The following is a 26,724-nucleotide window of genomic DNA, read 5'->3' on the forward strand; positions in this document are numbered from 1 at the left end:
GGCGCTAATACCGTCCTTTTCTTTTTTATGTTATCGTCCGCCGGGGGCGGGGCCGCGGTCTTGGCGCCCCCGCCCCCGCCGCGTCTGCGCCCTGCCACCCCGCCGACCAGGCATCCGCTGATCGGATGAGCCTCCGGACCAATCGTCGCGTTTCACTTGATGAGACGACCGCGCGGCGTAACATGACGACAGAGTGACGTGGAACTTCCACCCGTTCCCCACCCTCGCGATTCATCCGGAGACCCGCATGCGGTTCCTGATCGTTCGCACCGACATCCGCGCAGCCGCCGACGTGGACATCGCCGCCGCCTGGGCGTGCGGTGACCGACTCCGCGACGAGACCACCACGCCCGAGCCGCGCCGCCAGATCGTGCATGCCGAGGAGCGCGACGCCGCGCTGCTGCTGGCCCGGGCCCTCGCCACGGTCGGCGCGGTCCGCTCCGGGAAGCAGCGGGTCAAGGTGCTCCCGCTCGACGAGCCGGGCCGCGGACGGCGGGCCGCACCCGACGACCGAGGCAGCTGACCCGCACCCAGACGTCCGTCGTGGTCGGACCGGCTCCCCCGCCGTGCTCCTTTGCCCCAGCCGACCACGGCGGCCCGTGTTCCCGGTCCGTGACCGCCGCGGCAACGGCGGCCACGGGCCGGGACCGCACGACCCCCGGCCACCGGCGCGCCCGCGCGCGGCGGGACCGGCTCAGCAGTGCCCGTCGAGCCAGCGGTGGATCAGGAAGAGCGCGATCGACGACGGCGGCGGCAGCACCAGGCGGGCCCCGCCGACCTCCACCGGCCGTCCCGCCAGGGCCGCGCCGATCTCCCGGCGGGAGAACCACCGGGCGAACGCGATCTCCGTCGGATCCACCTGCACCGGATGCTCCGGATCCGCCGTGGCGAGGAAGCCGAGCATCAGGGAGCCGGGAAACGGCCACGCCTGACTGCCCGCGTACGCGATGTCGTCGACCGGGACGCCGACCTCCTCGCGGACCTCGCGCAGCACCGCGGCCTCGGCCGACTCCCCCGGCTCGACGTAGCCGGCGAGGCAGGAGAACCGGCGCTCGCCGGCGGTGTGCGGCCAGGTGGCGTTGTTGCCGAGCAGGCACCGCCCGTCCAGGCCCGGAACGCCGTCGTGCACCAGCACGATCATCGCGGGATCGGTACGCGGCCAGATCCGCTCCCCGGCCGGGTCGACCCGGGACCAGCCGGCCTCGTCCACCTCCGTCGGGTGCCCGGTGGCCGACGAGTAGCGGTGCCGCAGGTGCCAGTTGACCAGCGCCAGCGCGGTGGTGAACAGCCCGGCGTCGCGGTCGCCGAGCAGGTGCCCGACCTCGCGCAGGTGCGCCGCCCGGGCCCCGGACACCGCCGGCAGCGGGGCGTCCACGGCGAAGACCGGCACCCCGTCCGGCTCGACGCCGAGGAACATCGGCGACGTCGGCTCGGGCAGCCCGGCCGGGTCGACAAGCACCAGCTTCGGTGGCGACGTGTCGGTACGCACCAGCGCCCGGCCACCGTCGGCGGAGTCGAGCACCAGCACCCGGGCCCGGCTCCACGCCTGCGCCAGCCACCCGGGGTCGGTGCGCCGGTGGGCTGCCCGGTCCAGGGTGGAACGGGCCAGCGGCGGCGCGGGCTCACCGCTCACGGTCGTGCCGGCTCGGTGGTGACCGGGGCCAGCGCCGCCACCTGCGGCCCGATCCGTTCGGCGTCGCCCAGCACCACGGTGACCGCCTGCGCCGGGGCGAGGTAGCGGGCCGCCGCCTCGGCCACGTCGGCCACGGTCGCCTTCGCCAGCCGGGCGGCGTGCTCGGCCAGGAACTCCAGGCGCAGCCCGCTGCCGGCGTACGCGCTGGTCAGCGAGGCGAGCCCGGCCTGGGTGGACATCCCGAGCTGGAGGGTGCCGAGGGCGTACTGGCGGGCCTGCTCCAGCTCGTCCTCGCGGGGCGGGAGGGAGGCCAGCCGGCCGAGTTCGTACGTCGTCTCCAGCAGCGCCGGCCCGGTGACCTCGGTGGCCACGTCGACGGCGGCGACCAGCACCGACCCGGCCACCGAGTGCTCGACGAGGGAGTGCCCCCCGTACGTGTAGCCCTTGTCCTCGCGGATGTTCTCCACCCAGCGGGAGGAGAAGTAGCCACCGAAGATCAGGTTGGCCAGTTGCAGCGCGGCGTGGTCCGGGTGGGTGCGGGGCACCGCCGGCAACGCCATCCGCAGCGAGGACTGCACCGCCCCCGGGCGGTCGACCAGCAGCAGCGGCCCGGGCTCCAGCGGCGGAGCGGGCGGCAGGTCGGCGGTGTGCCCGGCGCCGGTCCACCCGGACAGTGCCTTCTCGGCGGCGTCCAGCGCCCGGTCCGGCTGCACGTCACCGACCAGCACCAGCACGGCGTCGGCGGGGTGCACCCGCTGGGCGTGCAGGGTTCGCAGCACTCCCGGCCGGACCGCCCGGACCGCCTCCGGTTCGGGGGTCTGCACCGCGTACGGGTGGCTGCCGTAGACCCGCCGGAGCAGGGCGGTGCGGGCCAGGTGCGCCGGCTGGCTCCGCGCCACGTGGATCCGGTCCACCAGCCGGTCCCGCTCCGTGGCGACGTCGTCGTTCGGGTAGGCCGCGTCGGTCAGCACCTCGGCGAGGATCTCCAGCATCCGGTCCAGCCCGGTGACCAGCCCGGCGCCGGAGAGCATCAGCCGGTCCGGGTCGATCCCGGCGGAGAGCCCGCCGCCGACCTTCTGCAACTCGGCCGCGATCTGCACGCTGGACATGGTCCCCGTGCCGGAGAGCAGGGTCTGCGCGAGCACGGCGCCCCGGGCGAGGTGGGTGCGGCCGAACGGCATCCACAGCCGCACCTCCACCAGCGGCACCGCCGGCCGGCGTACGGCGATCACGGTCAGCCCGTTGCCCAGCGTGCGCTCGGCCTGCTTCGGCAGCTTGAGCCTGCGGTTCGGGCCGAGCGGCGGCAGCGCCCGGGGCGCGGCCGGTGCGGTCACGCTCATTTGGCCCCTCCTGGGATGACCTCGATGGACGCGCGGCGCTCGGGCCGCAGGGTGGCCGCGGCGGCGCGGACCTGCTCGTCGGTGACCTCGCCGACGAGCCGGGGCAGGTCGTTGAGCAGCCCCGGCTCGCCGCGCTGCTGCTCCAGCACGGCCATCTGCAACGCCCGGCCGAGCACCGCGTCGGTGTCGCGCAGCAGGTGGGTCGCCATCCGGGCCTGGGTGCGGGCCAGTTCCCCCTCGGCCACGCCGTCGGTGGCCAGCCGGTCCAGCTCCTCGTCGATGGTGCGCAGCACCTTGTCCACGTCCCCGCCGGGCGGCAGGTGCGCCTGGAGCAGCAGCGCCGTCGGGTCCCGCACGTCGAACGGGTCGCCCATGAAGCCGACGTAGCCGCCGAGGCTGGTCACCGCCCGGTCCCGCTGGACCAGCCGCTCGACCAGCCGGGACGCGTCGCCGTCGGTGAGCACCTCGGCCAGCACGACGTACGGCAGGTAGGCGGCGAAGTCGGTGATCGGGTCGGGCACCCGCCAGGCGCCGGCCACCGCCGGCAGCGGGGCCAACTCGTCGGTGTACGAGGTGCGCCGCTCCTCGGTCAGGTCGGGCTCGGTGAAGTCGGGCCGCTTCGGGGCGGGACGCGCCGGCACGTCGCCGAAGTGCCGCTCGATCAGCGTGGTCGCCTCGGCTACGTCGATGTCGCCGCTGACCGCCAGCACCGCGTTGCCGCTCGCGTAGTAGCGGCGGAAGAAGTCGGCGGCGTCGGGGACGGTGGCCGACTCCAGGTCGACGAAGGAGCCGTAGCCGTCGTGCGCGTTCGGGAAGGTGTCGAACATGACCGGCGGCAGGGTCAGCCAGGGAAAGCCGCCGTACGGGCGGTTGAGGACGTTGACCCGGATCTCCTCCTTGACCACGTCGACCTGGTTGCGCAGGTTCTCCTCGGTCAGCCGGGGGCCGCGCATCCGGTCGGCCTCCAGGAACAGCGCCCGCTCCAGGGCGTTGCTCGGCAGGGTCTCGAAGTAGTCGGTGTAGTCCAGGTGGGTGGAGCCGTTGAAGGTGCCGCCCGCCCCCTGCACGTGCCGGAAGTGCGCCAGCTTCTCCAGGTTCTCGGAGCCCTGGAACATGAGGTGCTCGAAGAGGTGGGCGAAGCCGGTACGCCCCTCGGGTTCGGAGCGGATGCCGACGTCGTAGACGACCGCCACCCCGATCACCGGGGCGCTGCGGTCGGGGGTCAGGACCACCCGCAGGCCGTTGTCGAGCGTGAACCGCTCTACCGGGTACTTCGTCGCTGGAATTCTCGATCTCCGCGCCGCCACGGGATCGACCCTAGCGCGTCGGCACCCCCGCCACCGGCGACCTCTCGCCTGCCGCCCCGACCGGCGCCCGGGGCGTCGCACGCAGCCGCCCCGGCGGCCGGCGGCGGCGCCGGGAACACTGGCGGCAAAGCACATCCAATCAGTAGAGATTGCCGCTTTTTCTGGGACGCAGATCCCGGCATGTGGTTGGCCCTTGACGCCAGTTCACCGCCTGCCCCAGTCTTCCTACCAACTAAGTAGGAATACTGCGGATTGGATGGACGATGAGACGGCTCCCCATGCGTCGATGGGTCTCCCTGGCCACCCTCGCCGTCGTCGGCGTGGCGACCCTGGGCACCGCGGCCGCCTGCGGCGACGACAGCGAGGGCGCAGGCGGCGGCTCCGGCCCGACGACGCTGCGGCTCGGCTACTTCCCCAACATCACCCACGCGCCGGCCGTGGTCGGCGTGGAGAAGGGCATCTTCGCCGAGAAGCTCGGCGGCGACGTCAAGCTGGAGACGAAGACCTTCAACGCCGGCCCCGCCGCCATCGAGGCGATCTTCTCCGGCGCGCTCGACGCGACGTACATCGGCCCGAACCCCACCGTGAACGCCTTCTCGAAGTCGAAGGGCGAGGCCGTCCGGGTCATCTCCGGCGCGGCCTCCGGCGGCGTCGCGCTCGTGGTCAAGCCCGAGATCACCTCGGTGGAGCAGCTCCGGGGCAAGAAGATCTCCACCCCGCAGCTGGGCAACACCCAGGACGTGGCCATCCGCTACTGGCTCAAGGAGAAGGGCCTCACGACGACCAAGGAGGGCGGCGGCGACGTCAAGATCGTCCCGCAGGAGAACGCCCAGACGGTGGAGACCTTCAACAGCGGGGCCATCGACGGCGCCTGGGTGCCCGAGCCGTTCGTGTCCCGGCTGGTCAACGCGGGCGGCAAGGTGCTCGTCGACGAGCGCGACCTCTGGCCGGACCGGAAGTTCGTGATCACCAACCTGATCGTCAGCACCAAGTTCCTCAAGGAACACCCGGACGTGGTCAAGAAGCTGGTCGAGGGTCAGGTGGCGGCCAACGAGTTCGTCAACACCAAGCCCGACGAGACGCACCAGGCCATCTCCGACCACATCGGAAAGATCAGCGGCAAGCCGCTCGACCTCAAGCTGATCAAGCAGGCCTGGCCGACGCTGGAGTTCACCAACGACCCGATCGCCACGTCGCTGAAGACCGGGCTCGACCACGCCGTCGCGGTCGGGCTGACCCAGCCGGTCAGCCTCGACGGCCTCTACGACCTCACCCACCTGAACGAGGTGCTCAAGGGCCAGGGCAAGCCCGAGGTCGTCCAACCATGACGTCGACCACGACGACGCCACGCAGCGCGACCGGCTCGGTCGCGCTGCACGGCGTCACCAAGGTGTACGGGCGCGGGGCGAACGCCGTCGTCGCCCTGGACGGGGTCTCCCTCGACGTCGCGCCCGGCGAGTTCGTCTGCCTGGTCGGGGCCTCCGGCTGCGGCAAGAGCACCCTGCTCAACCTGGTCGCCGGCCTCGACCGGCCCAGCGGCGGGCGGATCACCCTCGACGAGGGCGTCGACCCGGGACTGATGTTCCAGGAGCCCGCCCTCTTCCCCTGGCTCACCGTCGAGGGCAACGTCGAGGTGCCGCTGAAGCTGCGCGGGCTGCCCCGGGCGGCGCGGCGGGACCGGGTCGCCGAGCTGCTCGGCACGGTCCACCTGGCCGACTTCGGCCGCAAGCGCCCGCACGAACTGTCCGGCGGCATGCGCCAGCGGGTGGCGCTGGCCCGCACCCTCGCCCTGGACACGCCGGTGCTGCTGATGGACGAGCCGTTCGGCGCGCTCGACGCGATGACCCGGGACATCCTGCACGACGAGCTGGAACGGATCTGGACCGAGCGGCGGCTCACCGTGATCTTCGTGACGCACAACGTCCGCGAGGCGGCCCGGCTCGCCGACCGGATCATCCTGCTCTCCAGCCGGCCCGGCCGGATCATCTGGTCCACCCCGGTCGACGTGCCCCGGCCGCGCCGCATCGACTCCCCCGAGGTCGCCGCGATCGCCGCCGAGGTCACCGGCCGCCTGCGTACGGAGGTGGGCCGCCATGGCCGGTGACACCCTCGCCGCCGTCCCGCGTACCGACGCGGAGATCTCCGGGCTGGACGCCCTGGAGCTGGCCGGTCGGGAGAAGAGCCGCACGCGGGCCAGCCGGTTCTGGGCGGCGACCTGGCCGAAGCTGGCCGCGCTCGTCCTCGCCGTCGGCGCCTGGCAGGTCGTGGTCTGGACCGGCTGGAAGCCCGAGTACTCGTTGCCGGGCCCGGTGGCCGTGGGTCAGGAGCTGCTCCGGCAGGTCAGCGGCGTCCAGCTCTGGGAGGGGCTGGTCACCACCCTGCGCCGGGCGGCCCTCGGCTACGTCTTCTCGGTCGCCGTCGGCCTGCTGCTCGGCCTCGCGGTGGCCCGGTCGCGGATCCTGCGGGCCGCGATCGGCTCGATGATCACCGCGTTGCAGACGATGCCGTCGATCGCCTGGTTCCCGCTGGCGATCCTGCTGTTCGAGCTGAGCGAGAAGGCCATCTTCTTCGTGGTGGTGCTCGGCGCCGCGCCGTCCATCGCCAACGGCGTGATCGCCGGTGTGGACTACGTGCCGCCGCTGCTGCTGCGCGCCGGCCGCAACCTCGGCGCCCGAGGGCTCAACCTGTACCGGTACGTCATCGCGCCCGCCGCGCTGCCGGCCATCGTGGCCGGCCTCAAGCAGGGCTGGGCGTTCTCCTGGCGCAGCCTGATGGCCGGCGAGCTGATCGTGGTCGGCATCTCGCAGACGTCGCTGGGCGCGCAGCTGACCTACTCGCGGGAACTCTCCGACTCGCCCTGGCTGATCTCCACGATGATCGTGATCCTGGTGCTGGGCCTGGCGGTGGACGCCGCGTTCGGGGCGGCGGACAAGGCGATCCGGCGTCGGTGGGGCGTGTTGGACCAGGCGGGTCAGTGACGTGTACGTCTCCGCGCGCAGTGACTACGCGCTCCGGGCCATGCTCGCCGTCGCCGCCGCGGCTCCGGTCGGCGGCGGCGGGCTGGTCAAGGCGGGGACGCTGGCCGACAGCCAGGGCATCCCGCTGAGCTTTCTCCAGGGCATCCTGGTCGACCTGCGCCGGGCCGGCCTGCTGGTGAGCCACCGGGGCACCGAGGGCGGGTACGCCCTGGCCCGTCCCGCGGTGGAGATCAGCGTCGGCGACGTGCTCCGCGCGATCGGCGGCTCCCTGACGACCGTCCGCGGCCTGCCGGCCGAGCGGGCCGGCTACGCGGGTGTGGCGACCGGCCTGCGGGACGTCTGGCTGGCCGTGCACGGCGCGATCGCCCTGGTGGTCGACCGGACCACCCTCGCCGACCTGCTGGGGGCGGAACACTCTGCGGCCGGCGCCGGGGAGACCCGCGCCCGCTGACCACGCACCGGCTCCTCCGGCGACGGGCCGGCGGGCCAGCGACGGTCAGCCGACGGTGGGCACCGGCCGCTCCGTCGGGCTGCGAAGCTCGACCGGAGCGGCTGGCGCGGCCCCGTCCGGGGTGGCGTGCCACGGCGTGAACACCGCGACCACGGCGAGCAGCAGCCCGGCCAGCGCCACCGCGAGCACCAGCAACAGTTCCCGCGCCGCGCCCGAGCCGGCGTCGCCCGCCATGGTCACCCCTCCCATGCCGGGCGGTCCCGCCCGGATCTTCCCCCGCCCCCAGCTTTCACCACCCCCGGCGGCGGAAACAGTCGCCGATCGGACGTAACGTTCGCTGATTCCAGACTCAGCCGTCGGCTCCGGGCACGGGTGCCCGGAGCCGACGGAGAGCGGAACGCGGAGGGGTTGGTCAGGAGGCGTGCGGGGTGCGCGGGCGGCGCGAGCGGCGAGGCCGCCCCGAGGCGCGGTGCGGAGCCCGGGTGCCCTCACCGGCGCGGCCGGCCGACCGGCCGCCGGCAGACCCGGCGGAGGCGGCCTGCGGCGCGGGCGGCGCGATCGTCACCGGCACGCCGGACGGCTCCCGGGCGCCGGTCACCCGGGCCAGGGCCTCGTCGCCGGGGCGCACCTGGACGGACTCGGGACGGATACCGGCGGTCGACATCAGCCGGGACACGTCCCGGCGCTGCTCCGGCAGGACCAGGGTGACGACCGTGCCGGACTCCCCCGCCCGGGCGGTACGCCCACCACGGTGCAGGTAGTCCTTCGCCTCGGTGGGCGGGTCCACGTTGACCACCATGTCGAGCCCGTCGACGTGGATGCCCCGGGCCGCCACGTCGGTGGCGACCAGCGCCGTCACCTGCCCGGTGCGGAACTGCTCCAGGATCCGGGTGCGCTGCGGCTGCGACTTACCGCCGTGCAGCGCGGCCGCGCGTACCCCCTTGGCCAGCAACTGGCGGGCGAGCCGGTCGGCGCGGTGCTTGGTGCCCATGAACAGGATGGTGCGGCCCTCGCGGGCGGCGATCCAGGTCAGCGCGGTGGGCTTGTCCACCGCGTCGACGTGCAGCACGTGGTGGGTCATCGCGGTCACCGTGGCGGTGCCCGGGTCGACCGAGTGCGAGACCGGGTTGCTGAGGAAGCGGCGCACCAGCTTGTCCACGCCGCCGTCCAGGGTGGCCGAGAAGAGCATCCGCTGCCCGTTCGGGGCGACCTGCTCCAGCAGCTTGGTGACCTGCGGCAGGAAGCCCATGTCGGCCATCTGGTCGGCCTCGTCGAGCACGGTGATGCCGACCTGGTCCAGCCGGGCGTCGCCGCGGTTGATCAGGTCGTGCAGCCGGCCGGGGGTGGCCACGACCAGTTCGGCGCCGGCGCGCAGGGCGTCCGCCTGGCGTTGCAGCGAGAGCCCGCCGACGACGGTGGCGCAGCGCAGCCCGACGGCGCGGGCGTACGGGTCGAGCGCGGTGGTGACCTGCTGGGCCAGCTCGCGGGTGGGCACCAGCACCAGGGCCAGCGGTCGGCCCGGGCGGGCCCGGCGGCCGGCGGTGCGGGACAGCAGGGGAAGCCCGAAGGCGAGCGTCTTGCCGGAGCCGGTGCGGCCCCGACCGAGCACGTCCCGGCCGGCGAGCGAGTCCGGCAGGGTCGCCGACTGGATCGGGAACGGCTCGGTGATGCCCTGGGCGGTCAGCTCGGCGAGCAGCGCCGGGGCCAGCCCGGTGAGGGCGAAAGAGGGTACGACAGTGGTCATGCGGAAGCCTTCCTCGACGCGGCACGTGTCGAGGGAGGGCGCCGGAGGCGGCGCTGTCACCGGCGGACCAGGCCGCGGGTGACTCACAAGCACGAACCGAAAGGGGTACGGGCCCCGGCCCGCCGCCGTTCGCCGCCTGCTCACGCAGGTCGACGGTGCGGCGGGCCGGTCCCGTCACCGCACCCGGAGGGCGCGGTGGGTGTTACTGGAAGATCCGAAGATCAGAGCGGGCGGATGTTCTCCGCCTGCGGGCCCTTCTGGCCCTGGGTCACCTCGAACTCGACCCGCTGGTTCTCGTCCAGGCTCCGGTAGCCGGAGGACTGGATCGCCGAGAAGTGGGCGAAGACGTCGGCGCCGCCGCCGTCCGGGGTGATGAAGCCGAAGCCCTTGTCAGCGTTGAACCACTTGACGGTGCCAATAGCCATTTTTGTTTCGTCTCCTTGACGGAACGTCGAACCCGCACTTGTTGCGGGCTCGAAGAGGAGCGCGCCACGCGGAACTGCCTGGCTCGCTTGTCGCTTCTGGTCGCCCCGCCCGGAGAACTCCGGACACAACAAAGAGCGCCTGGGCCACAATCCTCCAGGCGCACACAGAGTCTCTGGGAACCATAACTGCAACGCGACCAACCTATCATGGATTCGTCCCGGCACCACCGTCTGCCGGAATTTCCGGTACGGAGGCGATCAGCGCGGTCAGCCCGTCCGCGTCGAGCAGGTCCGCCGGCCGGACCGTGACCCCGTCCCGCACGTAGTGGAACGCCGCGCCGACCCGCTCCACCGGCACGCCGGCCAGCTCCGCCCAGGCCAGCCGGTAGACCGCGAGCTGCACGGCGGCCACCTCGGCGGCTGCGCCGGCGGGCTGCCGGCCGGTCTTCCAGTCGACCACGTCGAACCGCCCGCCCGGCCGGGCGAAGACGGCGTCCATCCGCCCCCGGACCACCACTGCGGCGATCACTGTGGCGAAGGGCACCTCCACCTCGACCGGCACCCGGTCGGCCCACTCGCTGGCCAGGAAGCGCTCCTGGAGCTCGGCCAACGCCTCGTCCGGCGCCGCGTCCGCGTCCGCCGCACCCGGCAGCTCGTCCAGGTCGAGCAGCCGGTCGGCGCCGAACCGCTGCTCCAGCCAGGTGTGGAAGGCGGTGCCCCGGCGGGCGTACGGATTGGGTTCGGTGGGCACCGGGCGGCGCAGCGCGCGGGCCAGCGCCGCCGGATCCCGGCGCAGCGCCACCAGCTGGGTCACCGACAGCTGGCCGGGCAGGGCAACCTCGACGGCACCGGACTGCCGGGTCAGCTCGGCCCGCTCGGCGAGCAGCAGGTCCGCCTCCCGCCGCCACCGCGCCACGTCCGCGTCGTCAGCCGACGGGTCCGCGCCCACCCCGGCGGTGTCGTCGCCGCCGGACGGCGTCCGTTCGGCCGTCTCGCCGCCGGCCAGCGGGCGGGCGGCCGCGTCCCCGTCGGACAGTGGGCGGGCGGCCGGGTCGCCGTCGGCGAGGAAGCGGCGGACCAGGGCCGCCGCCTCGGCCAGCGCCGGCCGGCGGGCGCCCAGCGGGTCGGCCGGCCACTCGGCGCGCAGCACCACCTCGGTCGTCGGGTTGACCGCGTCGCCCGGCGGCTCCGGCGCCCACTCGTCCACCAGGTGCCCGGCGCGGGCGTCCAGGCAGGCGTCGTGCACCTCCCGCAGCAGCACCGACGGGCCGCGCGGCCGTTTGGTGCCCTCCCCCCACCAGTAGCCGGAGCAGAGCAGCAGCCGCCGGGGCCGGGTCACCGCCACGTACGCCAGCCGGCGCTCCTCCCGCTCGTCGTGCGCCCGCCAGGCGTCGGTGAAGTCCTCCAGCGCCCGGGCCACCCCCCGCTGGTCCTCGGCCTCGGCCAGGCCCAGCTCCGGCAGCCCGTCGGCGTCGCCGCGCAACGGGAACGGCAGCACGCCCAGCCCGCCGAGCCAGTGGTCGGAGTTGCGCACCGGCCCCGGCCAGACGCCCCGGCTCAGGCCGGCCACCGCGACCACGTCCCACTCCAGGCCCTTCGCGGCGTGCGCGGTGAGGATCTGCACCGCGCCCTCGACCACCTCCACCTCGCCCGGCGTGAGGCCGCGTTCCTCGTCCTCGGCGGCGGCCAGGTAGGCCAGGAACCCCGACAGGGTGGCGCCCGGCGTCTCCCCGCTGAAGCGGGCGGCGACGTCGCCGAGCGCGTCCAGGTGGCCCCGCGCCAGGCCGGCGTCCCCGGCCCCGTCCCGGCCGGCCCGCACCGCCACCTCCACGTCCAGGCCGATCGTCCGCTCGATGTCCGCGATCAGCTCCGGCAGGGACTGGTCCAGCCGGTAGCGCAGCAGGCCCAGCTCCCGGGCGTACGCCCGCAGCCGCGCGTAGCCCTCCGCCGAGTACGCCTGCGCCGGGCCCAGGTCGGCCAGCGCCTCCACCAGGGTCGCCTCGTCGAGCAGGTCCGGGCTGATCTCCGGGGTGCCGTCGTCGGCGAGCCTGCGCCGGGCCGCCGCGATGGACTTCGCCCGGCGGTGCAGGGCCACCAGGTCACGGGGCCCGATCCGCCAGCGCGCGCCGGTCAGCAGCCGCAGCAGCGCGGCGCCGTCCGTCGGGTCGGCCAGCACCCGCAGCGTGCACACCACGTCCCGCACCTCGGGGGTGTCCAGCAGGCCACCCAGGCCCACCACCTCGACCGGCAGGCCGCGCTCGCGCAGCGCCGACTCGATCGCCGGAATCTGGCTGCGCAGCCGTACGAGCACGGCGGTCGTGGGCCGCAGCGGCACCGGGATGTGCTCGGGCAGCACGCCGGGCATCCCGGCCGCGCCGCGCCAGGCGTGCAGCACGCTGTCGGCGATCCAGTCGGCCTCGTCGGCGTACGTCCGCAGCAGCGCGCAGTGGACGGTGCCGCCGGCGGCGCCGCGGGCGCTGCGGTGCGGGACCGGCTCCTTGACGCTCATCGCCGCGCGCAGCTCCGGCACCCGGGCGCCGGCGGCCCGCAGCGGGGTGGCCAACGCGTTGGCGACACCGAGGATCTCGGGCCGGTTGCGCCAGCTCGTGGTGAGGCTGAGCACCTCGGCCGGCGCACCGCCTGCGCGGGCGAACTCCGTGGGGAAGCGGTCCAGGGTGCCGGCGCTCGCCCCGCGCCAGCCGTAGATCGACTGGCAGGGGTCGCCGACCGCCGTCACCGGGTGCCCACCGCCGAAGAGCGCGTTGAGCAGCACCACCTGGGCATGGCTGGTGTCCTGGTACTCGTCGAGCAGCACCACCCGGAACCGGTCCCGCTCGATCTCGCCGACGCCCGGGTGGTCGCGGGCGACCCGGGCCGCCCGCGCGAGCTGGTCGGCGAAGTCCATCGCCTCGAAGTCCTCCTTGCGCCGGGCGTACGCGCGCACCAGCGGGAGCAGCTTCAGCCGGATCTGCTGGAGTTGCAGCGCCTTGCGCACGTCGGCGTAGACCCGGCCGGGGCGCACCTGCACCTCGGCGAAGAACCGGCCCGTCCACGCGGCCAGCGCGTCCGGGTCGACCAGGTGCTCGTCGAGCTCGCCGGCCAGCGCCAGCACCGCGTCGGTGATCGTGCTCGGCATCCGGTCCACCCCGGACATGTCGCCGTCGTAGTTGCGCACGAGCAGGTCGACCAGCTGCCAGCGGGACGCCTCGGTGAGCAGCCGGGTGGACGGCTCGTAGCCCGCCCGCAGCCCGTGCTCGGTGACGATCCGGCCCGCGTACGAGTGGTAGGTGGAGACGGTCGGCTCCCCGGCCAGCGGGTCGTCGAGCGGGTCGCGCCCCCGCCGCCCGAGCCGCCGCACCAACTGGTCGAGCCGCGTACGCACCCGGTGCGCCAGCTCCCCGGCGGCCTTGCGGGTGAAGGTGAGCCCGAGCACCTGCTCCGGCCGCACGTACGAGTTGGCGACCAGCCAGACCACCCGGGCGGCCATCGTCTCCGTCTTGCCCGACCCGGCGCCCGCCACCACCAGTAGCGGCTCGACGGGGGCGGCGATGATCGCGGCCTGTTCCCGGGTCGGCGCGGGCAGCCGCAGCAGCTTCGCCAGCTCCACCGGCGTGTAGCGGGGGCCGGCGTCGGCGACCCGGGGCGCAGGGGTCGCGCTGCTGAAGAGGGCGGGCTGCGTCAAGGCGTCTCCGGACGACGGGTGGTCGGCGGCTCGACCACCTGGCGGCCCTGCCCGGACACCGGGCAGCTCGTACGCACCGGGCAGACCCGGCACTTGGAGTTGGCGACCGCGGCGAAGGTGGCGGCGGCCATCGTATCCGCGGTACGCCGCACCAGCGCGGTCGCCCAGCCGGCCTCCGGGCCCTCCCCCGCCGGCGCCTGGCTCTGCTCCTTCGCGTCCTTCGCGCCGGTGCCGAGCTGCACCAGGGCCGCGCCGCCGGACTCCTCGCCGAAGTCGGCGAAGGCCCCCGCCTCCACCGCCGCCTGGTAGGCGCCGAGCTGTGGGTGCTCGGCGAGGTCGTTGGCCGTGACGGCGGTGGACTTGCCGGTCTTCAGGTCGATGACGACCAGCCGGCCGTCCTCGTCGACCTCCAGCCGGTCGACCCGGCCGACCAGCTCGACCGGCCGGTGCGGGTCGTCGAGGCGCACCGCGAACTCGTGCTCGATGGCGAGCAGCCGGCGCGGATTCGCGGCCAGCCAGCGGAGCAGCTTGTCCACCATCGCCTCGGCGCGGCTGTGCTCCGGACCGACCATCCAGCGGGCGGCCAGCTCGATGACGTCGAACCGGGCGGCGACGTAGTCCAGCAGCGCTCCCCGGTCGGCGCTGGCGTCCTCGGCGAGCATCGCGGCGGCGTGCACCAGGTTGCCGACGCCCTGGGCGGCGCTGGCCGGCGGGCTGCCGCCGTGCCGCTCCAGCAGCCAGCGCAGGCTGCACCGCAGCGCGCTCTCCATCGCCGACGGGGTGACCCGGACCGGCTCCCCCTCGTCGACCAGCGGGCGGTCGTCGGAGAGCTGCCGCAGCCCCCACCAGTCGTCCGGGTGCGCGCCGGCCACCCCGGCGGCGGCGAGCCGGGCCAGCTCGGCAGCCGCCGCCTGCCGCCGGGCGTAGGTCACGGCCGGGTCGCTGACGGCGGTACGCAGCTCCGCCACCAGCGCCGGCAGGGTCAGCGCCCGGGGCGGCCGGCTCACCGGCAACGCCCCCGGCCGGTCCGGCTCCTCCTGGTCGGTGGGATCCGTCGGGCCGGTCGGATCCGGCGGATCGGTGGGAGCCGTCGGGGCGGACGGGTCGGTCGGGTCGGTCGGGTCGGTCGGGTCGGTGGGGTCGGTGGGGTCGGTGGGGCCCAGCTCGTAGAGGAAGCGGCTCGGCTGCTCCTCGTGGTCGTCGCCGCCCACCGCGGCGGAGGCGACCGCGCTGACCAGCAGCCGTCGCCGGGCCCGGGTGACCGCGACGTGGAACAGCCGGCGCTCCTCGTCGAGCAGCGCCGAGGTCTGCCCGACCAGGGCCGCCACCACGCCCGCGCCGGCCGTCCGGCCGGCGAGCACGTCGACCAGGCGCTCCGAGCCGAGCAGGCTGCCGCGCAGGCGCAGGTCGGGCCAGACGCCCTCCTGCACACCGGCGACCGCCACGAGATCCCACTCCAGCCCCTTCGCGGCGTGGGCGGTGAGCAGCCGCACCGTCTCCCCCCGGTCGGCGGTCGGGGCGAGGGTGTCGGCCGGCAGGTCCTGGCCGAGGACGTGGTCGAGGAAGACCTCCGTACGCGCGCCGGGCAGCCGGTCGGTGAACCGGGCCGCCGCGTCGAAGAGGACCATCACGGCGTCGAGGTCGCGGTCGGCCGCCTCGGCGCGGCGGCGCCGCGCGACGTCGCCCTCGCCGGTCACCGTCTGGCCGCGGCCGGTCGCCGCGGACCACAGCTCGGCGAGCCCGGTGGCCCGCCACACCGCCCAGAGCACGTCCTCCGCCGTGGCGCCGGGCCGCGCGGCGGACTCCCGGGCCACGGCCAGCAGACCGGCCACGGTCTGCGCCGGCTCCGCCCAGTGCCGCTCGATCCCGGCCAACCCGGCCGGGTCGCGCAGCGCCTCCACGATCAGCTCGCCCGAGGGCCGGCGATCGCCGCCGGCCAGCGCCAGGGCGCGCAGCCCCTGCCGCAGCCGCCGCTCGGCCAGCGGATCGGCGCCGCCGAGCGACGAGTGCAGCAGCGCCACGGCGGCCTCCTCGTCGAGCCGCTCGGGCTCCAGGGCGCAGCGCAGCAGGAGCAGCAGCGGCGCGACCGCCGGTTGCAGGTGCAGCGGCAGGTCCTCGCCGTGCACGACGGTGGGCACCCCGGCGGCGTGCAGGGCACGTTGCAGCGAGGGCAACTGCCGCCCGGTGGAGCGCACCAGCACGGCCATCTCCGACCAGGGCACGCCGCCGAGCAGGTGTGCCTCGCGCAGCGCGTGCGCCAGCCAGGCCGCCTCGCTGGTGGCCGAGCGGAAGGTGCGTACCTCGACCGCGCCGGGGGGCGCGTCGGGCAGCGGGTGCAGCCGGCGGTGCGCAGCCGGACCGCGCAGCCGTCGCGCCAGCCGGCCGGACGCGGCGAGCAGGCGGGCACCGGCCCGGTAGGAGGTGGTGAGCACCACCTGTGCCGCGGGCGCTCCCGAGGCGGTGCGGAAACGGTGCGGAAACGTGGCCACCCCCGCCGGGTCGGCGCCCCGGAACGCGTACGTGGAGGAATCCGGGTCGGCGAACGCGACCAGGGGCTTGCCGCCCCCGGCCACCGTCGCGAGCAGGTCCTGCTGGGCCGGGTCGGTGTCGGCCAGCTCGTCGACGTAGACGTACGCCAGCCGCCGGCGCTCGGCCGCGAGCAGCTCGGGGTCGTCGAGCAGCATTCCGGTGGCGGCCCGGACCAGCTCGGCCGGGTCGTACGCGACGGAGCCGCGGTTGCTGACGTCGCGCAGGGCGAGCACGGCCACGTACTCCCGCAGGAACCGCGCGGCGGCGGGCCAGTCGGCGCGGCCGAGCTTCTCGCCCAGCCGGGCCAGCTCGACGGGACCGACGCCCCGCTCGGCGGCGCGCATCAGCAGGTCGCGCAGCTGCGCCGCGAAGGCCCGGGTGCGCAACGCGGGGCGCAGGTCCTCCGGCCAGCCGACCGGGTCGTCGTCGGGCGCCTCGCCGACCACGTCGAGCAGCTCGCGGATGATCAGATCCTGCTCCGGCCCGGTGAGCAGCCGGGGGGACGGCTCGCCGCGCTCGGCCGCCGCCCGCCGCAGCAGCCCGAAGGCGTACGCCGGGAGGGTGCGCACCAGCGGCTCGCGCAGCACGCGGTGCCCGCCCTCGGCGACGCGGGCCTCGATCCGCTGGCGCAGCGCGGTGGCGCCCCGGCGGCCGAAGGTGAGCACCAGGATCCGCTCCGGGTCGACGCCCTCGGCCACCCGCGCGGCGACGGCCTCGACCAGCGTGGCGGTCTTGCCCGTGCCGGGACCGCCGAGCACCAGCATCGGCCCGTCGGTGTGCGCCACGATCTCGACCTGGCGCGGATCGGCCAGCCGCGCCGCCCCACGGTGCGCGTCCCCGTCGGCCGGCCCTCCGGACCGCCGCTCACCCTCCGTCGGCCCTCCGGACCGCCGCTCACCCCCGGTCGGCCCCCCGGACCGACCGTCCCCCCGGGCCGGCCCGCCGGGCCGGTGGTCCCCCCGGACCGCCTCCGCAGGCCGGCGCACCAGCCGGTACGCCTGCATCCGTCCATCCCACCACGCCGGTACGACACCCCCACCCCGCCACCCCGCCGGGGACCAACCCGCACTCCCCCGTCAGAGGAGTTGGAGTTCCAGGGTGTCCAGGGCGGCGGGGACCGTGTCGGTCACGGTGAGCAGGCCCAGGCCGGCGGGCTTGAGGAAGGTCTGGTCGGCCAGCGCGCCCAGCCAGTCGAGCACCGGGCGGTAGAAGCCGTCGGTGTCGACCAGCACCATCGGCTTGGCGTGCAGGGCCAGGGTGGCGGTCGTCCACACCTCGAACAGCTCGTCGAGGGTGCCGAGCCCGCCCGGCAGGGTGAGGAACGCGTCCGACTTGTCGATCATGAGGGTCTTGCGGCTGGCCATCGAGTCGGTGACGAGCAACTCGTCCGACGCCAGGTCGGCGACCTCCAGGTCGACCAGCGACTGCGGGATCACCCCGACCGTCCGGCCGCCGGCGGCCCGCGCCCCGTCGGCCAGCGCGCCCATCATGCCGACGCACCCGCCGCCGCTGACGAGGGTGTGCCCGCGCCGGGCAATCTCCGCGCCCGTCTCGGCCGCGAGGTCCAGCCAGCGCTGGTCGAGGGTACGGGAGGAGGCGCAGAACACGCAGATCGCCGCCATGTCAGCGCTTCCGGTTCTCGTCGCCCGCCTCGGCGGCGGCCTGCTGTTCGGCGGCGGTGACGGCGACGGCCTCCTCGCGGACCGCCTCCTGCTCGACGTTGAGGGCGGCCTCGGCCTCCACGATGTGCCGGACCGCCGCGTCGACGTCGTCGGTCACGCAGATCAGCTCCAGGTCGACGGGGCCGATCTTGCCGTCGGCGGCCATCGTGTCGCGCAGCCAGTCGAGCAGGCCGCTCCAGTAGTCGGCGCCCATCAGCACCACGGGGAACCGGGTCACCTTGCCGGTCTGCACCAGGGTGAGCGCCTCGAAGAGCTCGTCCATGGTGCCGAACCCGCCGGGCAGCACGACGAACGCCTGGGCGTACTTGACGAACATGGTCTTGCGGGCGAAGAAGTAGCGGAAGTCGATGGCCAGGTCGACCCAGTCGTTGAGCCCCTGTTCGAAGGGGAGCTCGATGCCGAGGCCGACCGACAGCCCACCGGCCTCGCTGGCGCCCCGGTTGGCCGCCTCCATCACGCCCGGCCCGCCGCCGGTGATCACCGCGTAGCCGGCCCGGGCCAGGGCAGCGCCCAGCGCCTCGGCCAGCTGGCACTCGGGGCTATCCGGGTGGCTGCGGGCGGAACCGAACACGCTGACCGCCGAGGGCAGGTCGGCGAGGGTGTCGAAGCCCTCGACGAACTCGGAGAGGATGCGCAGCGCCCGCCAGGCGTCCTTGGTCTTCCAGTCCTCACGCCCCCGCGAATCGAGCAGGCGCTGGTCGGCGGTGCTGCCCGTCATCGCCTGCCGCCGCAGCGTCACGGCCCCCCGGTGCCGTTCCTGTCCCGGCTCGCGGCCGGCCTCCCGCCCGTTGCTCTGACCCATGGGAGCAACCGTAGTGGAGCCGCACCCGCCAGGTGCGCGCACCGTGAGCCGGGCCGCCGCAGGTGACGGGCGAGGCGACAAACGACCCCGCCCCCGGGCGACGGGCAACGCGGCCTCGGACGTCGACGGCACGGCCCCCGGCGACGGACGACGCGACCTCGGCGGCGGCCTCGGGCGACGGGCGGAGACGGGCCGGGCGACGATCGGAAATATTTTTCCGGATCTTGGGCAACTAATTCGGTCGCACGGGCGTCTTACTATTCACATACCGGGTATGCCCCGGCGCGCGCCTTCGGGGGAGGAGTCAGCGTGATCAGCAACAGCGAGATGATCCGGATCCGGCGGCAGATGCAGCGCCGCATCCGCGACGTGGTGGCCGAGCGCCGCCGCGCCCGCCTGATGGAACCGTCCACCGACCAGGGCGGCCAGACCGACGCCCGGCCCGCCGCCGACGCGTCCACCACCGTCTGACCGCACCGACGACACCGTGCACGGAAGGTCCGCGTCCTTCGACGCGGACCTTCCGTCCATCCGGGGCACGCCCCGCGCGGGGAGCTTCAGGAAGACGCGAGCCAGCGGCGCAGGGTGACGGCGCCCTCCCGGATCTTGCTGATCTCCACGTGCTCGTCGGGGTGGTGGGCCAGGTTGGGGTCGCCGGGGCCGAAGTTCAGCGCCGGGATGCCCATCGCGGCGAACCGGGCCACGTCCGTCCAGCCCAGCTTGCCGATCGGCGCGGCACCGACCGCGGCGAGGAACTCCTTGGCGGGTGCCGCCTCCAGCCCGGGCGGGGCGCCGGCGGCCGAATCCGTGACCCGCACGTCGAAGCCGGCGAAGACCTCGCGCAGGTGCGCCTCGGCCTCGGCCGGGGTCCGGTCCGGCGCGAACCGGTAGTTGACCTCGACCTCGCACCGGTCGGGCACCACGTTGCCGGCCACGCCGCCGTGGATGCGGACCGCGTTCATGCCCTCCCGGTAGTCGCAGCCGTCGATGGTCACCCGCCGCGCCTCGTAGTTGGTCAGCCGGTCGAGCACCTCGCCGGCCGCGTGGATCGCGTTCACCCCGTGCCAGGAACGGGCCGAGTGGGCGCGTACGCCGGTGGTGGTGACGACCCCGCGCATGGTGCCCTGGCACCCCGCCTCGACGATGCCGTGCGTCGGCTCCAGCAGCAGCGCGAAGTCGGCCTCCAGCCACTCCGGGTACGCGTCGGCGACCAGGAAGAGGCCGTTGTACTTCGACTCGATCTCCTCGGCCTCGTAGAAGAAGTACGTCACGTCGTAGCGCGGGTCCGGCAGGCTCACCGCCAGGTTCAGCGCGAACGCCACCCCGGACTTCATGTCCGAGGTGCCGCAGCCGTACATCAGGTCGCCGCGCGTGGTCGACGGGAAGTTGTTGTTCAGCGGCACCGTGTCCAGGTGACCGGCGAGCACCACCCGCTGGTCACGGCCCAGGTCCGTCCGCGCCATCACCGTGTTGCCGTGCCGGTACGTGGTCAGGTGCGGTACGCCCCTCAGCACCTCCTCCACGCAGTCGGCGATCGCCTTCTCGTTGAGGGACACGGACTCCATGTCGACCAGCGCGCGGGTCAGCGCCACCGGATCGGCCAGGACCTCGGGGGTCAGCGGGTTCTCCATGGTTCGCACGGTACCGTCAGATCCGGCGAGCGCGTGGAGCGAGCGTTCCGGGGCGGCCCGCGCGGGAGGCGGGGCGCGGAGGGCTCGCCGGCCCGCAGCACGAACGAGAGGTGAATCGTGACGTCCGAATCCGCCTGGGGCATCGGCCTGGCCACCGTTACCGCTGACGACCAGGTGCTCGACACCTGGTATCCGACGGGCAAGCTGGGCCTCGGCGAGCTGCCGCTGGTCGCCGGCGAGGACGAGGCGGACGTGCTGGACCTGCCCCCGGGGGCGGTCGGCGACCGGGCGCTGCCCGGGCTGCGTACCGTCCAGGTGGTCACCGTGATCGGCTCGCTGGACGAGCCGATCAAGGACGCCGCCGACGCGTACCTTCGGCTGCACCTGCTCTCCCACCGCCTGGTGCGACCCAACGAGCTCAACCTCGACGGCATCTTCGGCAAGCTGGCGAACGTGGCCTGGACCTCCGCCGGGCCGTGCCCCCCGGAGCGGGTCGACGAGCTGCGGGTCATCGAGCGGGCCGCCGGCCGCCACCTGGCCGTCCACGGGGTGGACAAGTTCCCCCGGATGACCGACTACGTGGTGCCGTCGGGCGTGCGGATCGCCGACGCCGACCGGGTGCGCCTCGGCGCGCACCTGGCGGCCGGCACCACCGTCATGCACGAGGGCTTCGTCAACTTCAACGCCGGCACCCTGGGCACCTCGATGGTCGAGGGCCGGATCGTGCAGGGCGTGGTGGTCGGCGACGGCTCCGACATCGGCGGCGGCGCCTCGATCATGGGCACCCTCTCCGGCGGCGGCACCGACCGGGTCCGCATCGGCGAGCGCAGCCTGGTCGGCGCGAACGCCGGCGTGGGCATCTCGCTCGGCGACGACTGCGTGGTGGAGGCCGGCTGCTACATCACCGCCGCCTCCAAGATCACCCTGCCGGACGGCCGGGTGGTCAAGGCCCGCGAGCTGTCCGGGGTGGACAACCTGCTGTTCTGGCGCAACTCAGTGACCGGTGCGCTGGAGGCGAAGCAGCGCAGCGGCAGGGGCATCGAGCTGAACGCCGCGCTGCACGCCAACGACTGACGGTCGCCCCGCCGGGCCCGCGGTCGGCCGCGGACCCGGCGGGGGTACGCCTCAGCGCAGGCGGTACGCCTGGATGACGCGCTGGGTGACCGTGTTGCCGGCGGTGTCCCGGGCGGTGGCCCGCAGCGAGACGTGTCCGGTGCCGGCCGGGTGCCGCACGGTGGCCGTCCAGCCGTCCCCGCCGCCACGGATCCGGGCCCGCTGCCAGGTCTTCCCGCCGTCGTAGGAAACGTCGACGGTCAACGCGGCGACCCGGGCCGAGGGCGCGCCCGGCTGCCGCTGCACCGTCACCGGGATCACGAAGCTCCGGCCCGCCGGGGCGGCGTTGTCCCGGTCCAGTCGGGGCGTGAACCGGATCGCCGACGCCGGCAGCACGGCCGGGTCGTCCCCGGCGACGTGCCGGGACCGGAACGTCCAGGTGGCCGACACCTCGGTCGAGAGGTCGGTGAAGCTCCGCTTCGACGACGTCTCCAGCCGGTAGTCGGCCGCGCCCGGCGGCACGTCGAACCCGCCGTACGCCGGCTCCTCGTTCTCCCCTACCAGCGTCCCGTTGCGGTAGAGGGCGGTGCGGGCGGTGTCGGCGACCGAGCCGCCGGCGTGCCCCTCGGCGTCACTGTGCAGCGGCAGGCCCACCTCGATGCGGTCGCCCCGGCGGACGATCCCCGCCTCCGGGAACGACGGCCCGTACGGCGCGCTGTTCCAGCTCTCCCGGTAGTGCCGCCCGGCGCGCAGGCTCCGCTCCTCGGAGAACAGGATCGCCTTGGTGTCGAGCCAGCCGTCGTCGGTCGGCACCCCGAAGTCCAGCTCGGAGAACCAGCGCACGCCCCGGGTGTTGTAGTGCTCGACCCGTTGCCCGGGAGTGGCGGTGCGCAGGCCGACCGCCCAGCCGCCGAGGTCGGGATCCCGGTGCGGGAAGACCAGGCGCATCGCGGCCAGCCCCGGGCTGCCGCCGTTGAACCGGTGCGTGACGGTGGCCAGGTCGCTCGCCCGGTAGTGCCGGACGAAGCCGGTCGGCATCCGGCCCGGCACGGCCTCGTTGAGGGCGTAGAGGTAGGGGCTGCTCGCTGCCTTCAGGTCGGCCCACTGGCCGCTGACCGTGGCGACGAACCGCTCTGCGGGCACCGGCTTCCCGAGCCCTGCGGTGAAGAGACCGTCGAAGTCGGAGTCCAGCAGGCCGAAGGTGTAGCTGCCGGTCTCGGCGAGGAAGCCGGCCTCGGTGACGGCGAGCGCCGGGGTGGCCGAGCGCTGCGGGACGCTCATCCTGACCGGCTTGCCCCGTCGGGCGTCGAGGGTGATCCGCGTGTCCCGGCCAACCACCAGCTCCGGCTGGACGAGCTGGGTGGCCCCGGTGAGCTCGTCGCCGTCCACCTCGAACACGTAACTGACCAGCCCGTACCGGCCCTTGGGGACCCGCAGCTCGACGGTGCCGTCCGGGTCGTACAGGTCGTACGGGTGCAGCTCGTCCAGGGAGACCAGCGTGGTGCTGTGCTCGCCGGAGAGCGCGCCGGCGCGGTTCAGGTGCCGGGCGGTCACCGTGTAGCTCTCCACCTCCCGGTGCACCGCCAGCGGGATGCCCGCCGGGAAGTTGTCGCCGCGGACCACGATCCGGCCGGTGTAGTGGCCGTCCGGGCCGTCGACACGGGTGTTGGCGGTGACGGTGGTGCTCGCCGTGCCGCCGGCCGGCACGCTGAGCCGGGTCGCGCCGAGAGTGAACATGCCGGCCGGGGCCGGCCTGCCGTCCGGGCCGGTCGCCTCGACGGCCAACTCCAGGTCGGTCGCGGTCCCGCTGTCGTTGCGCCAGGTCACCGTGCGGGTGACCGGGGCGTCGTCGCCGTGCGGCCAGAGCGTCCGCCCGAACGACACGCTCGGCGGGTCGTTGGTCAGCGACTGCCAGGTCGCCTTGGCCAGGTCGACCCGCCCGGCTCCCTGCTCGTATGCGGTCAGCTCGGGATTCGGCTTCGCCGAGGACATCAGGAGTGCCTTGATCTCGCCGGCCTTCGAGCCGGGCCGCATCTGGGCCATCAGCGCCGCCGCGCCGCTGACGTGCGGGGCCGCCATCGAGGTGCCCGACATCGCCACGTACCCGGTCCCGGCCGGGTCGCCGATCACTCCGTCCCGGCTGCGCGCCGCCACGATCCCCACCCCCGGAGCGGTGATGTCCGGCTTCAGCGCGTCGTCACCGGTGCGGGGACCACGGCTGGAGAAGTCGGCGAGGCTGTCGTCCCGGTCGACGGCGCCCACCGAGAGGGCGGCGTCGGCCGTGCTGGGGGAACTGACCGGCGCGAACCGGCCGGAGTTGCCGGCGCTGATCACGAACAGGGCGCCGGTCTGCGCGGTGAGCGTGTTGACGGCCGCCTCCAGCGGGTCGACCTCCGGGGTGTCGAAGCCGCCGAGACTGAGGTTGATCACGTGGGCCCGCTGCTCGACCGCCGCCCACTGCATGCCGGCGAGGATCGCCGATTCCGGGCAGCCGTACGTCTCGCAGACCTTGCCGTCGAGAAGTGTCGCGTCCGGGGCCACGCCCTGCATCCGGCCGCCGGAGGCGGCGCCGCTGCCGGCGATGGTCGAGGCGACGTGGGTGCCGTGCCCGACGACGTCGCCCGGCGCGGACTCCTCGGTGAAGTTGCGCGTCTGCGCCACCCGGCCGGCCAGGTCCGGGTGCGTGGCGTCGATCCCGGTGTCCAGCACGGCGACCCGGATGCCCCGGCCGGTCCAGCCGTTCCGGTGCGCCTCCGGTGCGCCGATCTGCGGCACGCTGCGGTCGAGCGTGAGCTGCCGCCGGCCGTCGAGCCAGATCCGGTCGGCACCCCCTGCCGCGCCGACCCTCGCACCGGCGGCGGTGACCGCCGCCCAGACCTCGGCGGCCCGCCGCTTGCTCGCCGTGGCGGCGAGCCCGCCGGCGGCGGGCAGCTCACGGGTGACCGTCACCCCGGCGGGCACGGCGGAGCGCCGGGCCGCGCCGGCACTGCCGGTGATCAGCAGGGGCAGGTCGTCGCGCCGGGCGTCGTCGTAGCCGGCGGCGACCAGTTCGGTGACGTCGAACAGCCGCCGGTCGATCCGCCCGTCCCGGATGGGCGCCACGGCGTCCTCGGGTACGACGGAGACGTGCCCCCGCTCCCGTCGGGTCAGGAAGCGGACGTCCTCGCGCCCGGGTGCGGGTCGCACACTGGCCTTGGTCCCGCTGACGGTGACCCGGTCGCCGGTGAGCAGGGTGACGGTGACCGGGCGGCTGGCGTCACCCACCCGGGACGGCGGGGTCGCGTCGGGACGGACGGTCGGTTGGGCGGGCTTCTGGGCGACGGCCATGCCGGGGGTGCCGAGCACCATGCCGAGCACCAGACCGAGACCGACCAGTTTTCTTCTTCGCTGCAACGGATCCTCCTCGTCGGGCGTTACTACCTGTAGGGAGAGACGCATTGACAGTCATCAGAGTTGCATACCGAGTATGCAAAGTGAAGACACAAAGATGACGGAGCAGCCAACGAACAGGACCGATCCTCGGAGATGATCGACCGGTGACATCCATGAAGGAACGCATGCTGGCCGGCGAGCCGTACATCGCCGACGATCCGGAGATCGGCGCCGACCTGGACCGGGCCACGCGGCTGATGGAAGCCTTCAACACCAGTCCGGCCGCCGACCCCGAGGCCCGGCTCGCGGCCCTGCGCGCCCTGCTCGGCGAGGTCGGCGAGGGGACCTACGTCCGACCGCCGCTCTACGTCGACTACGGCTGGCAGGTCCGGATCGGGCCGCGCAGCTTCGTCAACTTCAACGCGGTCCTCCTCGACGTCGCCCCGATCACCATCGGCGCCGACGTCCAGATCGGACCGAACGTGCAGCTGCTCACCCCCACCCACCCCGTCGAACCCGGGCCCCGCCGCGACAAGTGGGAGGCGGCCAAGCCGATCACCATCGGCGACAACGTCTGGCTCGGCGGTGGGGCCATCGTGCTCGCCGGCGTCACCGTCGGGGAGAACACGGTCGTCGGCGCAGGCGCCGTGGTGACGAAGGACCTGCCGGCGAACGTGGTCTCCGTGGGCAACCCGGCCCGCGTCGTACGCCAGCTCGACTGACAGCGTCAGTCCGCCGGACAGCCTCCCGAGGGCCGACCCGTCAGAGCGGCGGCGGCTCGGCGAGCCGGACGACCAGGTCGGCGCGGTGCGCGGTGCCGGCCACCAGGGCGGCGTTGGCCTCGTCGCTGCCCGTCGCCCACGCCCGGGCCTGCTCCGCCGACCGCCCGTACGACTCGTGCCGGGCGGTCAGCCGGCGCAGCCGCAGCTCGGCGTCCAGGTCGAGGAACCACGCCTCGTGCAGCAGCGGCCGCACCTCGTCCCAGGGCGTCCCGGTCAGCAGCAGGTAGTTGCCCTCGGTGACCACCAGCCGCACCGACGGCGGCACCTCGATCGAGCCGGCCACCGGCTCCTCCAGGTCCCGGCGGAACGCCGGCGCGTAGACCGCCGTCGGTTCCAGCCGGTGCAGGCGACGCAGCAGCGAGACGTAGCCGTTGGCGTCGAAGGTGTCGACGGCGCCCTTGCGCTCCGCGCGGCCCAACCGGCACAGCTCGGCCTGCGCGAGGTGGAAGCCGTCCATCGGCACCAGCCGGGCGGTGGGGCCGACCGCCTCGACGATCTGCTCCGCCAGCGTCGACTTGCCCGCGCCGGGCGCCCCGGCGATGCCGAGCAGCTGCCGCGGGCCGGCCCCGGCGAGGGCCCGCGCCCGCGCCACCAGCTCGTCGGTGCCGACGACCCGGGCGCCGGCCATCAGCCGAGTACCGGCTCGCTGATCGCGAACCGCGCCTGCACCGCGGCGTGCACGGTCTGCGGCTGCGGGTCGAGTTCCAGCTCCGGCGGGCCGCTCTCCGCGCCGTCGCCCATCGCGTACGCCATCCGGCTCATCATCGGCTGCTCCGCCGCGCCCGCGTCGGCCAGCTCGATCAGGGCGGTCACGCGGGCGCCGAGGGCCTCCGCGTACTCGCGGGCACGCAGCAGGGCGTCGGCGAGCGCGGCGTGCCGGGCCTCACGGTGGGCCGGGCTGTCCGGCCGCAGCGACCACCACGGCCCGGCCACCTCGATCTGGTCCTGGTCGGCGAGGCGCAGCATCAGCTCGCCGAGCGCGGTGAAGTCGCTGACCGTCACGGTGGTGGTCACGCTGCCGCTGTACGCCACCACCCGCTCGCCGGAGCGCCGGGTCTCCGGCCTGACCTGGAGCTCGCCGGTCTCCCGCCGGTCGATGCCGGGGCCCTCGCCGTCGAGCAGCACCCGGACGGCGGCGGCCCGTTCGGCCAGCCGTGTCAGGGTGGCCTCGCGGTCCCGGTCGCGCGCCCTGGCCGTCACCGCGAACCGGGCGATCTCCGGAGCCACCTCCCGGTACGCCTCGCCGCGCACCGCCACCACCGGCCCGTCCACCATGCCCTCACCCTAACCGCGCGCCCGCCGGCCCGCCCGCC

General features: G+C 74.6%; 22 protein-coding genes. 8 read left to right on the plus strand and 14 right to left on the minus strand.

The genetic code is table 11. From position 1 onward, the window contains the following. The first annotated feature begins 247 nt into the window (after positions 1-247). Positions 248-523, plus strand: a complete 276-nt coding sequence (locus ACLQ20_RS04795) for a hypothetical protein (protein WP_132231358.1) — start codon at positions 248-250, stop codon at positions 521-523. Between the two features lie 171 nt (positions 524-694). On the opposite strand, the gene nudC is transcribed toward ACLQ20_RS04795, so the two are convergent. The 3 genes from nudC to ACLQ20_RS04810 are packed head-to-tail and all read right to left on the minus strand — an operon-like array spanning position 695 to position 4,280. Continuing rightward, positions 695-1,633 carry an NAD(+) diphosphatase gene (nudC, locus tag ACLQ20_RS04800; protein ID WP_151456613.1) on the minus strand — a complete coding sequence of 313 codons (939 nt, stop codon included), beginning with the start codon at positions 1,631-1,633 and terminating at the stop codon, positions 695-697. Then, positions 1,630-2,973, minus strand: coding sequence for a M16 family metallopeptidase (locus ACLQ20_RS04805; RefSeq protein WP_425854340.1), 1,344 nt, complete (start codon positions 2,971-2,973; stop codon positions 1,630-1,632). The genes nudC and ACLQ20_RS04805 overlap by 4 nt, the downstream gene beginning before the upstream one ends. Continuing rightward, entirely contained in the window at positions 2,970-4,280 is a 1,311-nt protein-coding gene (locus tag ACLQ20_RS04810) for a M16 family metallopeptidase (protein ID WP_151456615.1), read from the minus strand. The genes ACLQ20_RS04805 and ACLQ20_RS04810 overlap by 4 nt, the downstream gene beginning before the upstream one ends. Before the next feature lie 263 nt (positions 4,281-4,543). Here ACLQ20_RS04810 and ACLQ20_RS04815 point away from each other — a divergent pair, with 263 nt between their 5' ends. Genes ACLQ20_RS04815 through ACLQ20_RS04830 form a run of 4 tightly spaced genes read left to right on the plus strand, consistent with a single transcriptional unit; the run spans position 4,544 to position 7,709 of the window. After that, on the plus strand, positions 4,544-5,608 hold the full coding sequence (locus tag ACLQ20_RS04815) for an ABC transporter substrate-binding protein (protein WP_151456616.1): 1,065 nt from the start codon (positions 4,544-4,546) through the stop codon (positions 5,606-5,608). After that, positions 5,605-6,384 carry an ABC transporter ATP-binding protein gene (locus tag ACLQ20_RS04820; protein ID WP_425854342.1) on the plus strand — a complete coding sequence of 260 codons (780 nt, stop codon included), beginning with the start codon at positions 5,605-5,607 and terminating at the stop codon, positions 6,382-6,384. Before ACLQ20_RS04815 ends, ACLQ20_RS04820 begins: the two co-directional genes overlap by 4 nt. Then, positions 6,374-7,258 carry an ABC transporter permease gene (locus ACLQ20_RS04825; RefSeq protein ID WP_151456617.1) on the plus strand — a complete coding sequence of 295 codons (885 nt, stop codon included), beginning with the start codon at positions 6,374-6,376 and terminating at the stop codon, positions 7,256-7,258. Before ACLQ20_RS04820 ends, ACLQ20_RS04825 begins: the two co-directional genes overlap by 11 nt. A 1-nt stretch (position 7,259) precedes the next feature. After that, positions 7,260-7,709 (plus strand): RrF2 family transcriptional regulator, encoded by a 450-nt coding sequence (locus ACLQ20_RS04830; protein ID WP_425691457.1) that lies wholly within the window; start codon positions 7,260-7,262, stop codon positions 7,707-7,709. A gap of 45 nt (positions 7,710-7,754) precedes the next feature. Here the strand turns inward: ACLQ20_RS04830 and ACLQ20_RS04835 are convergent, their stop codons facing one another. The 7 genes from ACLQ20_RS04835 to ACLQ20_RS04865 all read right to left on the minus strand — a co-directional run bounded on the left by ACLQ20_RS04835 (position 7,755) and on the right by ACLQ20_RS04865 (position 18,573). Further along, positions 7,755-7,943 carry a hypothetical protein gene (locus ACLQ20_RS04835; protein ID WP_132231061.1) on the minus strand — a complete coding sequence of 63 codons (189 nt, stop codon included), beginning with the start codon at positions 7,941-7,943 and terminating at the stop codon, positions 7,755-7,757. 178 nt (positions 7,944-8,121) lie between these two features. After that, positions 8,122-9,453: a DEAD/DEAH box helicase gene (locus ACLQ20_RS04840; protein ID WP_425854343.1), complete on the minus strand. Its 1,332-nt coding sequence runs from the start codon at positions 9,451-9,453 to the stop codon at positions 8,122-8,124. A gap of 221 nt (positions 9,454-9,674) precedes the next feature. Continuing rightward, positions 9,675-9,878 (minus strand): transcription antiterminator/RNA stability regulator CspE, encoded by a 204-nt coding sequence (gene cspE, locus ACLQ20_RS04845; protein WP_007464836.1) that lies wholly within the window; start codon positions 9,876-9,878, stop codon positions 9,675-9,677. Between the two features lie 205 nt (positions 9,879-10,083). Beyond that, a complete protein-coding gene (locus ACLQ20_RS04850; protein WP_425854344.1) occupies positions 10,084-13,560 on the minus strand; it encodes an ATP-dependent helicase in 3,477 nt (1,158 codons plus the stop codon). Continuing rightward, the gene (locus ACLQ20_RS04855; RefSeq protein ID WP_425854346.1) at positions 13,557-17,093 is read right to left on the minus strand and encodes a PD-(D/E)XK nuclease family protein; all 3,537 of its coding nucleotides are present in this window, start codon (positions 17,091-17,093) and stop codon (positions 13,557-13,559) included. Before ACLQ20_RS04855 ends, ACLQ20_RS04850 begins: the two co-directional genes overlap by 4 nt. 72 nt (positions 17,094-17,165) lie before the next feature. Next, positions 17,166-17,711: a TIGR00730 family Rossman fold protein gene (locus ACLQ20_RS04860; RefSeq protein WP_132231057.1), complete on the minus strand. Its 546-nt coding sequence runs from the start codon at positions 17,709-17,711 to the stop codon at positions 17,166-17,168. Between the two features lies 1 nt (position 17,712). After that, on the minus strand, positions 17,713-18,573 hold the full coding sequence (locus ACLQ20_RS04865) for a TIGR00730 family Rossman fold protein (protein WP_425854347.1): 861 nt from the start codon (positions 18,571-18,573) through the stop codon (positions 17,713-17,715). 309 nt (positions 18,574-18,882) lie between these two features. Here ACLQ20_RS04865 and ACLQ20_RS04870 point away from each other — a divergent pair, with 309 nt between their 5' ends. Further along, the gene (locus ACLQ20_RS04870) at positions 18,883-19,044 is read left to right on the plus strand and encodes a hypothetical protein (protein ID WP_165947700.1); all 162 of its coding nucleotides are present in this window, start codon (positions 18,883-18,885) and stop codon (positions 19,042-19,044) included. Between the two features lie 86 nt (positions 19,045-19,130). On the opposite strand, the gene dapE is transcribed toward ACLQ20_RS04870, so the two are convergent. Next, positions 19,131-20,204, minus strand: a complete 1,074-nt coding sequence (gene dapE, locus ACLQ20_RS04875) for a succinyl-diaminopimelate desuccinylase (RefSeq protein ID WP_151456226.1) — start codon at positions 20,202-20,204, stop codon at positions 19,131-19,133. 114 nt (positions 20,205-20,318) lie between these two features. Between dapE and dapD the strand changes: the two genes are divergently transcribed. Next, positions 20,319-21,278, plus strand: a complete 960-nt coding sequence (dapD, locus tag ACLQ20_RS04880; RefSeq protein WP_425854819.1) for a 2,3,4,5-tetrahydropyridine-2,6-dicarboxylate N-succinyltransferase — start codon at positions 20,319-20,321, stop codon at positions 21,276-21,278. A 51-nt stretch (positions 21,279-21,329) separates the two neighbouring features. Here dapD and ACLQ20_RS04885 read toward each other — a convergent pair whose 3' ends face one another. Continuing rightward, positions 21,330-24,695, minus strand: coding sequence for a S8 family serine peptidase (locus ACLQ20_RS04885; protein WP_425854348.1), 3,366 nt, complete (start codon positions 24,693-24,695; stop codon positions 21,330-21,332). 98 nt (positions 24,696-24,793) lie between these two features. On the opposite strand from ACLQ20_RS04885, the gene ACLQ20_RS04890 reads away from it, so the two are divergent. Continuing rightward, positions 24,794-25,351, plus strand: coding sequence for a sugar O-acetyltransferase (locus tag ACLQ20_RS04890; RefSeq protein ID WP_425854350.1), 558 nt, complete (start codon positions 24,794-24,796; stop codon positions 25,349-25,351). A gap of 40 nt (positions 25,352-25,391) precedes the next feature. On the opposite strand, the gene ACLQ20_RS04895 is transcribed toward ACLQ20_RS04890, so the two are convergent. Both ACLQ20_RS04895 and ACLQ20_RS04900 read right to left on the minus strand, forming a co-directional pair. Next, positions 25,392-26,039 carry a nucleoside/nucleotide kinase family protein gene (locus ACLQ20_RS04895; RefSeq protein ID WP_151456223.1) on the minus strand — a complete coding sequence of 216 codons (648 nt, stop codon included), beginning with the start codon at positions 26,037-26,039 and terminating at the stop codon, positions 25,392-25,394. Beyond that, on the minus strand, positions 26,039-26,686 hold the full coding sequence (locus ACLQ20_RS04900; protein WP_121399738.1) for an SIMPL domain-containing protein: 648 nt from the start codon (positions 26,684-26,686) through the stop codon (positions 26,039-26,041). The genes ACLQ20_RS04895 and ACLQ20_RS04900 overlap by 1 nt, the downstream gene beginning before the upstream one ends. Positions 26,687-26,724: the final 38 nt, after the last annotated feature.

Source organism: Micromonospora sp. DT46 (assembly GCF_049841735.1).
Taxonomy (GTDB): Bacteria; Actinomycetota; Actinomycetes; order Mycobacteriales; family Micromonosporaceae; genus Micromonospora; species Micromonospora reichwaldensis.